We start from the raw sequence: 12,686 nt of genomic DNA, 5'->3' as shown, positions 1-12,686 counted from the left end.
TAGCCCGACTAATTTGCATAACTAAATCCACCATGAGCAATTTTTAGTCGCATCTTGTCGAACACCGGTAGATATTATCTAAAAGTCGTGCAATAGTCAGGTCAGCACTTTATTAAATAATAATAACAATACCCGTTTACTTTAGCCATCTATACATTTAAACTTCTCTTTCGCGTCGATTTGGTCTTTGGCTTGCGGGCGCTGTGGTCATCGTTCTTGTTTATAAAGAGTGATCTACTAAATTCAGCTAAAAGAGGAATTTTGGCTGTGGTTACACTAACTGGTTATGAGGAATACAATGCAGCCAACATTTAATAAAAACAAAGCAATACTTTCTTTGCTTCCCCTTCTGACTTTTGTCGCTCTATTTTTAGGCTCAGGTTTATATTTACAATCGCAAGGGGTTGATTACGCTTTTTATCAGCTCCCAGCGCCGGTTGCTATACTACCCGCTATTATGCTCGCCTTTATTTTAAACAAAGGCACAGTAAACCAATGTGTTGAAACCTTTATTAAAGGTGCAGGACACAACAACATTATTACCATGTGTTTAATTTATTTACTTGCTGGGGCATTTTCGGCGGTAGCAAGTGCCACCGGTGGTGTTGATGCCGTAGTAAATGCTGGTTTATCACTTATTCCCCCTTCGCTGCTATTACCTGGGCTATTTTTAATTGCAGCGGTGGTTTCTACCGCTATGGGTACATCAATGGGAACCATTGGCGCTATAGGGCCAATTGCTTATGCGGTATCCGTTAAAACCGGTATCGACCCTGCACTAATGGCCGGTACAATTGTTTCGGGCGCAATGTTCGGCGATAACTTATCTATTATTTCAGATACCACTATTGCAGCTACACGTACGCAAGGTTGTGAAATGAAAGATAAATTTAAAGAAAACTTAAAAATAGCAGTGCCTGCTGCAATATTAACCATTGCTTTATTGCTTTATTTAACACCTGCTCCACAAGCTGTAGAAACGAAAGACTTTGATTTATTACTAGTGCTGCCTTATGCCTTTATTTTAGTGTTGGCTGTGGCTGGTATGAACGTGTTTGTAGTGTTATTTAGCGGTATTGTATTTGCTGCGCTAATGGGCTTTACAGGCAGCTATGAGGGCGCAAGCTTCGTAAAAGATATTTATAAAGGCTTTACTGATATGCAGGAAATATTTTTACTTTCCATGTTTATTGGTGGCTTATCTGAATTTATTCGTATTAATGGTGGCTTAGATTTTCTGGCACAAAAAATTCAAGCTATCACAAAAGTGATAGCTAAGTGGCATCGAAAAGTGGCAGATCAACTTGGTATAGCTGCACTTGTTTTAACCAGTAACGTGTGTATTGCCAATAACACAGTATCAATTATCGTTGCAGGCCCGATTGCTAAAAAGCTTGCTGATGATGGCAAAATTAGTGGTAAACGCTCTGCAAGTTTGCTCGACATTTTTGCCTGTGTGACTCAAGGTTCACTGCCCTATGGTGCGCAAGCATTACTGCTTGGTGCTACGTTTAAAATTAGCCCGTGGGAAGTGTCGACCTCGTCTTACTACTGCTTTATCTTAGCGTTTACTGCGATTGCCATTATTTGTTTGCGTCGCAATAAAGCTTAATTTAGTCAAACGCTTTATGTTGCAGCTTACTTGTTAAGCTGCAACATATGTTAAAATAATAATCTCTAAATCAGACTGCTGTGCTATAATAACGCCTTTCGCGTGTCACTAAAATTATAGTTAAATACAGATTATGAAATTTAAAAAATTACTTCCCCTAGTTACCCTATCGTCAATCGCTTTATCATCTTCTGCCTTTGCAGCTAATTGGAGCAGCACAGCGCTACATGTTAATAATGGCGACCAAAAAAACCCATTTACTAAGCAAGAGTCAGATACCACTGTTTACTCTATTCAACATGCATCGGGCTATGATTATGGTGATAACTTTTTCTTTATTGATTACAGTAAAGACGATACAACCGACGGCTACCAAGATAGCGACTTTTACGGCGAATGGTATTCAACGCTAAGCTTATCGGCTATTAGCGGTGAGAAAATTGGCGCAGGTGCATTATTAGATGTAGGCCTTACAGGCGGCATTAATGTTGCTGGCGACGCTAAAGTGATGAAATACTTACCGGGTGTAAAGTTTAGTTGGGATGTACCTGGCTTTAATTTCTTCCAAACATTAGTAACAGCCTACATAGACGACAGTGAGGGCGTAGCTAAGGGCGGTGCCCCTATTGAAACAAACAGTTGGATGTTTGATGTCGCTTTTGAATACCCGTTTACCGTAGGCTCGCAAAAATTTAGTTTTAAAGGCCATGCTGAGTACATCGCAGAGCGCGAAGATGAATTTGGTAACGATGTAGAAGCCTGGATTCTTGCCCAACCTATTTTAGTGTGGGATATGGGGCATGCTTTAGAAATGAAAGAAAACACCCTATTACTGGGTATGGAACTACAATACTGGCACAACAAGCTAGGTACTGATGTAACCGAGTCGGTTCCACAAATACATGTTGAGTGGACTTTTTAAGTAGCTTGCTTAAAAAACGTAAATAAACGGAGCCCTTTACAGTGCTCCGTTTTTTTATGCCATGAAAAGTATTTAATTGAACCACTTTTAATACTTAGTTATTGTCGTACTCCTTGTAAGCCAATGGCTTGCCTTTTAATGGAGTAACAAAATGTCGCCAATTAAAGTTATGTGTTTTTCTGCATTGTTAGCTTTAACTAATAATGCTTTAGCAAGTAGTGAAGTAAATACAGAGTCTCTCTCTTACGATGCGCTTTTAAGCAGTTATCAATACGACTTTAAAGTAAATTACTTTAACATTGAATCACAAAAGCAATCACTAAAAATGGCGTATATTTATTTAAAGCCGACTAAAGAAAATATGCCAATCGTTACGCTAATGCACGGTAAAAACTTTAATGCTGACTACTGGAGCCCCACAGCACGTTATTTACAATCGCTTGGCTTTGGGGTGTTAATTCCGGACCAAATTGGTTTTGGTAAGTCTTCTAAACCCACTAACTATCAATATTCATTTGCGGCGCTTGCGCACCATACCCATGCATTAATGGACTCGCTAAATCTACAAAAGTCGATTGTTGTTGGCCACTCTATGGGGGGCATGCTCGCGAGCCGTTTTGCATTAATGTACCCAAATACAACCTCTAAACTGATTTTGCTAAACCCAATCGGGCTTGAAAACTACCTACATTATGTAAAGTACAAAGACACCAACTTTTTCTATAAAAATGAGCTTAATAAAACCCCCGAGGGCGTTAAAAAATATCAGCAAAAAAACTATTACGATGGAAAGTGGAATGCCACCTACTCCGCTCTTACTGACTTTATAACAGGGCAAATACAAGGCCCAGACAAAGATCAAGTAGCGTGGGTTAATGCTAAAACCTACGATATGATTTTTACCCAACCTGTGATCACTGAATTTAAAAACCTAGCCGTGCCCGTTAAATTGATTATTGGTACGCGCGATAGAACCGGCCCAGGCCGAAACTGGAAAAAAGATGGGGTTGATTACAAGCTTGGCCGTTACGACAAACTAAGTAGGCACGCTGCTGAACTTATTCCTGATGCACAATTATTTGAGCTTGATAATTTAGGGCATTTACCACATGTTGAAAATTTTGAACGTTTTAAGGTGGTGTTTAAACTTGCGCTAAATAAGTAAGCCCCTTTGCGGGACTTACTAAAAAGGTTTTTAACTAAAACGATATTAAAGTGTGCATTGCGGATTTTTACCCTGTGATTTAGCTTTGCTTTGCTCACTTAACGCTTCACTCATTTGCGCCTGTAAATTTTTGATACGATTGCTCGGCGCTGGGTGAGTAGATAAAAACTCAGGGGTGCTACCACTACCCGCTGCGCTCATGTTTTGCCAAAGCGATACCGACTCTTGCGGGTTAAAACCTGCCTGCGCCATTAAATCTAAGCCAATGGTGTCAGCCTCTGATTCGTGTGAACGGCTAAACGGTAAAACTACGCCATACTGCGCGCCGAGTCCAAGACCTTGCATAATTTCGTTGCGGTATTGTACGTTGCCCATTTCAAGGGCTGCACTGCCTAGTTGCATTCCTGTGCTCAAAATTGAGCTTTGTGATACACGCTCGTTTGAGTGCTCAGCAATAACATGACCGACTTCGTGGCCTATCACGGTTGCAAGCTGATCTTGATTAGTCGCTACTTTTAAAAGCCCTGTGTGTACACCAATATAACCGCCCGGTAATGCAAACGCATTAGCCGACTCATCTTCAAACACCACAACTTCCCATTTTTGGGATGCATATTCTTTTGGTAAAACAGCCACCACTTTATCTGCAATACAATTTACGTATGCATTTGTTTTGGAATCTTTATTAATAGGCTGAGATTCCTTCATTTGCGCAAAACTTGCACTGCCCATTTCACTCATTTGCTGATCTGAATATAACGCTATTTGAGTACGCCCAGTAGGCGATGTCTTACAGCCAGCTAACACTGCAGTAGCAAGCAAGGCAAAGGCTAATTTTTTCATGGTGCTTCCTTCAATTCTTTATTCTTTATTAGCTGTAGAATAGCAAACACAGTGCCAATTTAGAATATTTGCTCTTTAATAGGACTATTTTAAGCTCAGTCATAAATAAATTAACTTAGCAGGCAAACTAAGTTTATACCCTGCTATAGCCCTGTTACACTATAGGCTCTGTATTTGTGATAGTAGAGTAATTACATGGACGCTTCAGCTTCGTCTTTTAATACCCGCATATTGTTACCTTTGTTAGCCAGTATTGTTGCCATCACACCACTGGCGATAGATATGTACCTGCCAGCCATGCTGGTAATTGCGAACGATTTACAAACGTCTATGCCAAATGTACAAATCTCCTTAAGTATTTATTTAGCGGGTTATTCACTTGGTATGCTGTTTTTTGGCCCTATTGCCGATCAGCTAGGCAGACGAAAACTAGCCCGTATTGGTTTAACTTTATTTGGCGCAAGTTCATGTGCGCTAGCATTTACCAGTGAAATACATACTTTTTGGGCGCTTAGAGCTGTACAAGCATTTACCGGTGCTGCCGCAACCGTTATTGTGCCTGGTGTCATAAGGCATATTTATCAAAAGAATACAGCCAAAGGCATGTCGTACGTATCGATGATCATGATGGTTGCCCCTTTAGTTGCTCCTTCTGTAGGCTCTTTTATTTTAGGGTTCTCTGTTTGGTCGACTATATTTTTAGTTTTAGCGGCGTATAGCTTTTTAATACTTACATTCGTGCAGCTGTATTTAATCGATATCCCCATTCACACAAATGAAAAAAAAGGCCTCGCCTTATTTTTTGATAGCTACAAAACTGTGCTTAGCAACAAAAGTGCACGTGCAGATATTTTAAGTTCTATGTTTGTCTCGTTTGGCTTTTTTTGTTTTTTAACTTCAGTCCCTTTCGTTTATTTGGACTTATATAATGTATCAGAACAGTTATTTGGCATTTTATTTGCCTTTAATGTAATGGCTCTGATGTTCGGTAACTTTTTAAATACTCGAATAGTCCCTCGCATAGGCTCACGTAAAATGCTCTATATTGGGCTTACTTGCGGGTTTATATCGGGACTTTTATTGTTAAGCTTTAGCTTATTACATTTATCTTTATATTACATAGTCGCGGCCATTGCGCCTTTAATGATGAGCTTAGGGGTCACAGCGAGTAATGCAGACTCTCTAATTCTAATCAAATTTGAAAAAAACACCGGTACTGCGACAGCAGTGATTGGTACGCTTCGATTTGGTAGTGGTGCGCTCGTTGGCCCTCTACTTGCCATGCTGCATGCCAAAAGTGCTGTGCCGTTTTCAAGCTTAATGTTTAGTGCTGTACTTTTGACTATACTTGCACAGCTAATTCACTACAAAACAGACAAAAAAAATGCCTCATAATGAGGCATTTTTTAAATTATCGGCTTATTATGCATCAGCTGCTTTAGATACCATAACCATTGCAGGACGTAATAAACGACCATTTAATGTGTACCCTTTTTGCATTACCGCTAGTACTGTGTTTGGAGATACATCGTTGCTTGGCTGAATCGACATAGCTTGATGAAACTCTGGGTTAAATTGCTCACCTTGTGGGTTAACAATTTCAACACCAAACTTTGCAACCGCATCGTTAAAGCTCTTAACTGTCATATCAATCCCTTCAAGCACTGGCTTTAAGGTTTCATTTTCTTTGTCAGAAAACTCAATCGCACGTTCTAAGTTATCAATTACCGGTAGTAATTCATTTGCAAACTTCTCAAGTGCAAATTTATGCGCTTTTTCTACATCTTGCGCAGCACGACGACGAATATTGTCAACATCTGCAGCAGCACGAACAACACTGTCTTTTTGATCTGCAATTGTTTGTTTGGCCGTTTCAAGCTCAGCATACAACATTGCAATTTCAGCTTCAGGTCTTTGCTCTTGCTCTGCTTCGTGTTGCTCTGCGGCCTCTACTGCTGCTTCAACGTCAGCTTCCATTTGAGCGACTTCTTCGTTTAATTCTACTTCTTGCTCTGGGTTTTGTGTCTGCTCAGACATAAAATACGTGCTCCAATTCTTTACAACTGCGGTAATTATGGGGATTGAATAAAAAGATTCAAGAGTTAGATGACTCTAATAATTTAAATTCTTGGATTAATTGTTCGATTTGCGCTGATTTAGGACAAATAATGCAAAAGCGACTCTGATATTCCTGATTTTGAAAATACGGCACACTAATAACAATAAGTTCATCGCACTGTGTAAAGGGTAGATTTTCGGTGTTTAATACCGAAACCCCATTTTTAAATGCAAGTTTGTCTTCTACAAAATTTAAAAACGAGACACCAATATTCAAGCTTTGTTCGCAATCGATTTTTTTATATAAATAGTTTTCGCCTACTACAATGCTGTTATCTGATCCTAATTTTTGACTAAGCTGGCGCGTCCACTGTGTGAGTGAATCATGGCAATTTTGCGGGGCGGTATTTGCCATTGCCTGCATTCTGTACAAACCTTCCATCAACGTTTGTTGGCTAAATACCGTATTTAACCACGTAGCAAATTGATAACGCACTGAATCGGATGAATCATCAGGTTTATTGATACAGATATTATGGCTTTGCCCTGCTCTATCAATTAATAAAACCAACCAACTGTTTGAGTCAAAATCAAGTACTTCAACTCTGAACACCTGTTGTGAGCTTGCTTGGGGTAAACCTACACAACAACATACTTGGTACTTTTTACTTAAGCTGTGAGCAAGCTCTACAAGCTGTGCTTGTGCTGGTTGCCAATAGTTAGCAATGTCGGACAAAGGGAAAAACTCATCAAACCAATAATCAAAGCCTTGGCTGGTAGGTACTCGTCCAGCAGATGTATGAGGCGAGTAAAGCAAGCCAACTTTTTCAAGACGTGCCATTGCGTTACGTACTGTCGCAGAGCAAACTGCCATACCTTTTTGCTTTGCTATTTTTGTAGAAGGAACAGGTAGCCCTTCACCATTGCAATAAAGGCTCATTACCGCAGAAAAAATTTGTTGATCTCGAGGATTTATATTCATGTTATCTACATCTTGTTGCATGAAAGAGATATCGGGGCAGTTAAAATAAATTCAAGCCTAAAGCACGCTTTAAGTGAATATGTGGATATATGTACATCAGCTAAAGACTACTACGGCTATTTTCAACATTACATATAAAAGTTAAACCCCGCTTTACTTTATTACACCAATATATAGTACTTACGCTTTACCACATAAAGGCTTAATTGAATCATTATCATATTGGTAATTCTGTGTTTTCAAACACTTCTATTTTGAGTTACCCTACAAAAATATTATCTTTTTTAATTGCAGCCATTATGCATTCACCGTTTAAAATTATTGGTCTTATAGGAAAACCAAACCACCCACGAGCTGCGACTACGTTACAGCGTTTATATACGTTTTTATCAGCACTTGGCTTTACCGTGATTTTAGAAAAGCGTACCGGCGGGCAATTATCTGATGTCCCGGATACTCATCAAGTTGACTTGGTTAGCTTAGGCGAGCAAGCAGACCTTGCTATTGTTGTGGGGGGGGATGGCAATATGCTTGGTGCAGCACGTGTTTTGGCACGCTTTGATGTGGCAGTAATAGGCGTTAACAGAGGTAACTTAGGGTTTTTAACCGACCTAAACCCAGAAGGTTTTGAAGGTAGCTTAGAGCAAGTGTTAAGTGGCGAATATTTAGAAGAAAAACGTTTTTTGCTTGAGGTAGAAGTTTATCGCCATGGCGAATTGAAAAGCGCAAATTCAGCCGTTAACGAAGCAGTACTTCATGCCGACAAAGTTGCCCACATGATCGAATTTGAAGCTTTTATCAATAATGACTTTGTGTTTTCTCAGCGCTCTGATGGTTTGATTGTATCAACCCCTACCGGCTCTACAGCGTATTCTTTATCAGGTGGCGGGCCCATTTTAACGCCTGAGCTTAATGCAATTTCGTTAGTGCCAATGTTTCCGCATACATTATCAAGCAGACCCTTAGTCGTTGATGCCGATAACGAGGTACGCTTAAAGTTAAGTCTTGAGAACACCGATAGCTTACAGGTAAGTTGCGACAGCCATGTAGTCCTTGCCGTTTTACCCGGCGATGAGGTGGTTATAAAAAAAGCCGATAGAAAATTGCGCTTAATTCACCCCAAAAACTACTCTTATTACAACGTTTTACGTACTAAACTCAATTGGGGCAGCCGTTTATACTAATCTTATTGCCAAGCGCAGTGCTTTAGCGCAAAATACAAAGCAAATAAAAATTAAATAAACTAGGAATATCTAGCAATGACTTATGTTGTTATCTTTGCTCTATTATTGCTTATTACGTTGCTTGGCGCATATATAAAAGTTGAAAACAATAGAAAAAAAGCATTAGAGGCCAAGAAAAAGCTATTTAACGATCGTGTCGCTCACGTAAATAACCGCCTCAAGAGTAAATTAAATAATTTGTTAGAAGCCAAAGTCATTAGGCCTAAATATGTTGGACAAATTCAGGCAATTGTATCTAATTTCTTTGTTGTGCAGCCCCACACAGAAGATAACCTTCAGCACTTAGAAGACCTTAATGAAAACCTAGTCAGTACACTGTATAGCGAGCTGCAAAAAGCATTACAGAGTGACAACATACAGCCCCTTCAAGATAGTATACAGTACTTTGTTTCAGAGCTACCCCAGCAAGGCATACTTTATAATAAGGCGTTTTATCACGAAATTTTACCCTCACTCATTGTACAAATAAAAACTGAAACACCTACTAACCCAAGCGAAAGCCTTGAAAATAATGACGAATCTCCTTTTGATGAAAGTAGCGATTCGGATACGCAGTTTTCTCAAAATACGAGTGTTGCTTAAAAAGTAAAAAATTAATTTGCAAAAAACCTAAACACTGTATAAATTAACAGTTAATTCACTGGATGGATGAACAGTATGTTAATTGGTTTAGAAATTAAAAATTTTGCAATTGTAAGCAACTTAAGCACTGAATGGCACAGCGGCATGACGGCGATAACGGGTGAAACCGGCGCAGGTAAATCAATTGCCATTGATGCACTGTCATTGTGTCTAGGCGAGCGTGCTGAAGCATCGGCAGTTCGCCCTGGTACAGATAAAGCAGAGGTGTGTGCACAATTTGATTTAACCGCCCTCCCCCTTGCCCAAGCATTTTTAGAAAAACACATGCTAACAAGTGGCGACAACGAATGCCTACTTAGACGCATTGTATGTAAAAATGGCCGCAGTAAAAGCTATATCAATGGTAGCGCTGTTACTGCAGCACAGCTTAAAGAGTTGGGACAATATTTAATATCTATACACGGACAACACGCTCATCAACACCTCTTAAAAGCAGAACACCAGCTACAACTACTCGACGCCTACGCAGGTCATAATCAACTAGTAAATGCGGTGAGTCAAAGCTTTAAACAATACGCAAACTTACAAAAAGAATTTAAACTGCTTGAGCAACAGCAATTACAACAAGCAGCCCAAAAACAGTTACTCGAGTATCAGGTAGCCGAATTGGACGAATTTGCGTTGCAAGACGGTGAGTTCGAACAAATAGAAGCTGAGCACTATAAACTTAGCAACAGCCAAACTATTTTAGAAGCCTGTCAGCGTGAACTGCAACATTTGTATGAAAGTGATCAGCAAAATGCTTGTTCGATGCTTAAACAAAGCGCTCAACAGTTTGCCGAACTTGCAAACTATGATGAGAGTTTAGCGAACGTAGCCACTTTGTTAGATGAAGCTGCCGTACAAGTTGAAGAAGCAAGTAGAGAAGTAAGAAACTACGCTGATCAAGCAGACTTAGACCCCACTCGATTAACAGAAGTAGAAGCACGCTTAAGTGGCGCTATGGACTTAGCCCGCAAGCACCATATAAAGCCACAAGAGCTGGTTGAATTTCACCAAGGTTTAACACAAGAGCTGGAGTCAATTAGCAACGATAGCTCACGTTTAGCGCAATTAGATGATGAAATAAACAATGCGCTAAGCGCTTACCAGCACGCAAGCGAAGAACTAAGCGACAGCCGTAGTAAGTATGCTAATACACTAAATCAATTAATTAGTGAAAGTATGGCTAATTTATCAATGGAAAATGGTCTGTTTGAAATTAAGCTGACTCAAGAAGCTGAGCGCCAACCTAACGCACTAGGGTTTGATAGCGTCTCATTTTTGGTCTCTACCAACCCAGGGCAGCCATTACAGCCTTTAGCTAAAGTTGCCTCGGGTGGTGAGCTGTCGCGTATAAGCCTTGCAATACAAGTGATTATTGCCCAAAAAGTGACAACGCCAACGCTTATTTTTGACGAAGTGGATGTAGGCATATCGGGCCCTACCGCCTCCTCTGTCGGGAAGCTACTACGCCAACTAGGAAAATCAACACAGGTTATTTGTGTAACCCACTTACCGCAAGTTGCAAGTAGTGCGCATCAGCAGTTTTTTGTAGCAAAAGAAATAGCACAAGGCGAAACATTTACCCAAATGCTCAGCCTAAACAAAGACGGCCGTATTAATGAAATTGCACGCTTACTTGGTGGCGATAATATAAGTAAAACCGCTAAAGCAAATGCTAAAGAGCTTATTATGGCTCACGCCTAAGTTATACTTTTGCTGCAAAAGTGGAGAGACGTTTTAAATGCAAAGCATAATGATAAATTTTTGCCATGTTATTGGGTGGCTACTTGTTGTTTTGAGCTTTTTGCTTATCGGTTTTAGTAAGTTTAAGCACGCAGAATTTAAGCTAAAACTTTTTAGCTGTTTAAAACTGATATTGTTTTATCAAGTAACGGTGAGTGTTTGGCAGTGGTTTATTATTGGCAACATACTCGCTTATAACCAATGGTTACTTTTATTAGCACAAATACTTTGTAGTGTAATGTGCTATTTAAGTGTGCAGCGGCGAAAAAGTAAAAGCCGCCCCAACCTTGATAGTTTTTCTATGGATTAACTAACATCAGCGTTAAGAGCAAGTTCTATTTTTACCTTGCTCTTTTGCTTTGTATAATCGATCGTCGGCCAGCTTTATGTCTTGGGCGATGGTTGTATCTAACTGGCTTTGCACAAGCCCTATACTTAGGGTTAGTACCACTGATTTTCCATTCATGCGCACTGGGTGTTTTTGTAATTCCGTATGAATTTTTTCTGCAATACTTTGCCCCTGCTCTTTATTACTGCATGGTAATGCCATTAAAAATTCTTCACCGCCCCACCGAGAAGCAATACCTTGGTTTGGCATGCTCTTTTTTAAAATAGTGGCAAGTTGTGTTAACGCTTCATCACCAAAGTCGTGCCCGAAGTTGTCATTAATTTTTTTGAAATTATCAACATCAGCTAACAAAACTACATACGGCTGCTTAATTTTTTTATGAAGATGTTTAAGCTCAGCAAGTTCTTTCATCATAAAGCGTCTGTTAGGTAAGTCAGTTAAGTGATCTATTGTGGCAAGGCGCTCATTTTTTTGACTCAGCGCGACTATTTTTTCATTGTATTTCTCGCGTGACCGCTCATAAAAACCACTTAATAAAGCAACAATAATAAAAGAAATGACCACCCTTAGTGGAAGTTCCTCCGGTTGATAATCATAAATATTAAAGTTATCTGTAATAATAAAGCCGGCGATCACGGCAATTAAAAAGGCAATAATATCAAATGTTCCTTTTTTAAGGCCTCTAATAGAGTAAGTCACCGGTGATACAATAAATATCCAAATGGGTCCGGTACCTTCAGCTCCGCCCGTGATCACTAAATAGAGCATTAAACAGTAAAGATTATATAAAATGGTCGTCGCTGATTTTTCGACTGCACGATAGAGACTAAATGCCCATGCATAAAACCCTGCAGAAACTAACAACATAATACCAAGCACTGCATTAGCATTAGATAATGCATTACACGCCATAGCGAAGGTAGCTATAAATCCGATGGTCGAAAAAAAGCGAACAATTAGCTTTCTTTCTCTGTTGTCTGAGTATGCATTCATATTATTATTTTTTATTCGCAAGCGAGCTTTAAAAGCTCTTTTTCCGAGGATTTAAAAAAGAAGTTAGCAGCAAGTTTGTACTGAAATAGTACTTTAAGCAAGATTTACACGTTAATTATTGGTTTATGACAATTTTTTAATACTTTTT

The 12,686-nt window shown here is 39.5% G+C and carries 11 protein-coding genes; 7 read left to right on the top strand and 4 right to left on the bottom strand.

The genetic code is table 11. The features are described from left to right. The first annotated feature begins 298 nt into the window (after positions 1 to 298). The 3 genes from AABI99_RS07970 (at position 299) to AABI99_RS07960 (ending at position 3,699) form a co-directional block, all read left to right on the top strand. Entirely contained in the window at positions 299 to 1,612 is a 1,314-nt protein-coding gene (locus AABI99_RS07970) for a Na+/H+ antiporter NhaC family protein (protein WP_338365114.1), read from the top strand. Positions 1,613 to 1,745: 133 nt separating this feature from the next. After that, the gene (locus AABI99_RS07965) at positions 1,746 to 2,534 is read left to right on the top strand and encodes a nucleoside-binding protein (protein ID WP_338365113.1); all 789 of its coding nucleotides are present in this window, start codon (positions 1,746 to 1,748) and stop codon (positions 2,532 to 2,534) included. A 151-nt stretch (positions 2,535 to 2,685) separates the two neighbouring features. Further along, a complete protein-coding gene (locus tag AABI99_RS07960) occupies positions 2,686 to 3,699 on the top strand; it encodes an alpha/beta hydrolase (protein WP_338365112.1) in 1,014 nt (337 codons plus the stop codon). A gap of 45 nt (positions 3,700 to 3,744) precedes the next feature. Here AABI99_RS07960 and AABI99_RS07955 read toward each other — a convergent pair whose 3' ends face one another. Further along, positions 3,745 to 4,542: a M48 family metallopeptidase gene (locus AABI99_RS07955; RefSeq protein ID WP_338365111.1), complete on the bottom strand. Its 798-nt coding sequence runs from the start codon at positions 4,540 to 4,542 to the stop codon at positions 3,745 to 3,747. 195 nt (positions 4,543 to 4,737) lie between these two features. Between AABI99_RS07955 and AABI99_RS07950 the strand changes: the two genes are divergently transcribed. After that, complete coding sequence (locus AABI99_RS07950; RefSeq protein WP_338365110.1) at positions 4,738 to 5,937, top strand: Bcr/CflA family multidrug efflux MFS transporter; 1,200 nt, start codon at positions 4,738 to 4,740, stop codon at positions 5,935 to 5,937. Positions 5,938 to 5,964: 27 nt separating this feature from the next. On the opposite strand, the gene grpE is transcribed toward AABI99_RS07950, so the two are convergent. Together grpE and AABI99_RS07940 are read right to left on the bottom strand one after the other, a co-directional pair. After that, positions 5,965 to 6,579, bottom strand: coding sequence for a nucleotide exchange factor GrpE (grpE, locus tag AABI99_RS07945; protein WP_338365109.1), 615 nt, complete (start codon positions 6,577 to 6,579; stop codon positions 5,965 to 5,967). A 58-nt stretch (positions 6,580 to 6,637) separates the two neighbouring features. Then, the gene (locus AABI99_RS07940; RefSeq protein WP_338365108.1) at positions 6,638 to 7,603 is read right to left on the bottom strand and encodes an HrcA family transcriptional regulator; all 966 of its coding nucleotides are present in this window, start codon (positions 7,601 to 7,603) and stop codon (positions 6,638 to 6,640) included. A gap of 278 nt (positions 7,604 to 7,881) precedes the next feature. Here AABI99_RS07940 and nadK point away from each other — a divergent pair, with 278 nt between their 5' ends. From nadK to recN, 3 genes are all read left to right on the top strand, one after another. Further along, positions 7,882 to 8,766 (top strand): NAD(+) kinase, encoded by an 885-nt coding sequence (gene nadK, locus AABI99_RS07935; protein WP_338365107.1) that lies wholly within the window; start codon positions 7,882 to 7,884, stop codon positions 8,764 to 8,766. 75 nt (positions 8,767 to 8,841) lie between these two features. Further along, positions 8,842 to 9,408: a hypothetical protein gene (locus tag AABI99_RS07930; RefSeq protein WP_338365106.1), complete on the top strand. Its 567-nt coding sequence runs from the start codon at positions 8,842 to 8,844 to the stop codon at positions 9,406 to 9,408. Between the two features lie 75 nt (positions 9,409 to 9,483). Beyond that, positions 9,484 to 11,157 (top strand): DNA repair protein RecN, encoded by a 1,674-nt coding sequence (recN, locus tag AABI99_RS07925; RefSeq protein WP_338365105.1) that lies wholly within the window; start codon positions 9,484 to 9,486, stop codon positions 11,155 to 11,157. Between the two features lie 361 nt (positions 11,158 to 11,518). Here recN and AABI99_RS07920 read toward each other — a convergent pair whose 3' ends face one another. Further along, positions 11,519 to 12,538 (bottom strand): GGDEF domain-containing protein, encoded by a 1,020-nt coding sequence (locus tag AABI99_RS07920; RefSeq protein WP_338365104.1) that lies wholly within the window; start codon positions 12,536 to 12,538, stop codon positions 11,519 to 11,521. Positions 12,539 to 12,686: the final 148 nt, after the last annotated feature.

It is taken from the genome of uncultured Pseudoalteromonas sp., from assembly GCF_963922945.1.
Taxonomy (GTDB): Bacteria; Pseudomonadota; Gammaproteobacteria; order Enterobacterales; family Alteromonadaceae; genus Pseudoalteromonas.
This window is presented reverse-complemented; position numbering and strand designations above follow the sequence as displayed.

Bases quoted from the DNA above. Each gene is read 5' to 3' on its own strand.
- AABI99_RS07970 (WP_338365114.1), top strand. From the start codon at position 299: ATGCAGCCAACATTTAATAAAAACAAAGCAATACTTTCTTTGCTTCCC.
- AABI99_RS07965 (WP_338365113.1), top strand. From the start codon at position 1,746: ATGAAATTTAAAAAATTACTTCCCCTAGTTACCCTATCGTCAATCGCT.
- AABI99_RS07960 (WP_338365112.1), top strand. From the start codon at position 2,686: ATGTCGCCAATTAAAGTTATGTGTTTTTCTGCATTGTTAGCTTTAACT.
- AABI99_RS07955 (WP_338365111.1), bottom strand. From the start codon at position 4,542: ATGAAAAAATTAGCCTTTGCCTTGCTTGCTACTGCAGTGTTAGCTGGC.
- AABI99_RS07950 (WP_338365110.1), top strand. From the start codon at position 4,738: ATGGACGCTTCAGCTTCGTCTTTTAATACCCGCATATTGTTACCTTTG.
- grpE (WP_338365109.1), bottom strand. From the start codon at position 6,579: ATGTCTGAGCAGACACAAAACCCAGAGCAAGAAGTAGAATTAAACGAA.
- AABI99_RS07940 (WP_338365108.1), bottom strand. From the start codon at position 7,603: ATGCAACAAGATGTAGATAACATGAATATAAATCCTCGAGATCAACAA.
- nadK (WP_338365107.1), top strand. From the start codon at position 7,882: ATGCATTCACCGTTTAAAATTATTGGTCTTATAGGAAAACCAAACCAC.
- AABI99_RS07930 (WP_338365106.1), top strand. From the start codon at position 8,842: ATGACTTATGTTGTTATCTTTGCTCTATTATTGCTTATTACGTTGCTT.
- recN (WP_338365105.1), top strand. From the start codon at position 9,484: ATGTTAATTGGTTTAGAAATTAAAAATTTTGCAATTGTAAGCAACTTA.
- AABI99_RS07920 (WP_338365104.1), bottom strand. From the start codon at position 12,538: ATGAATGCATACTCAGACAACAGAGAAAGAAAGCTAATTGTTCGCTTT.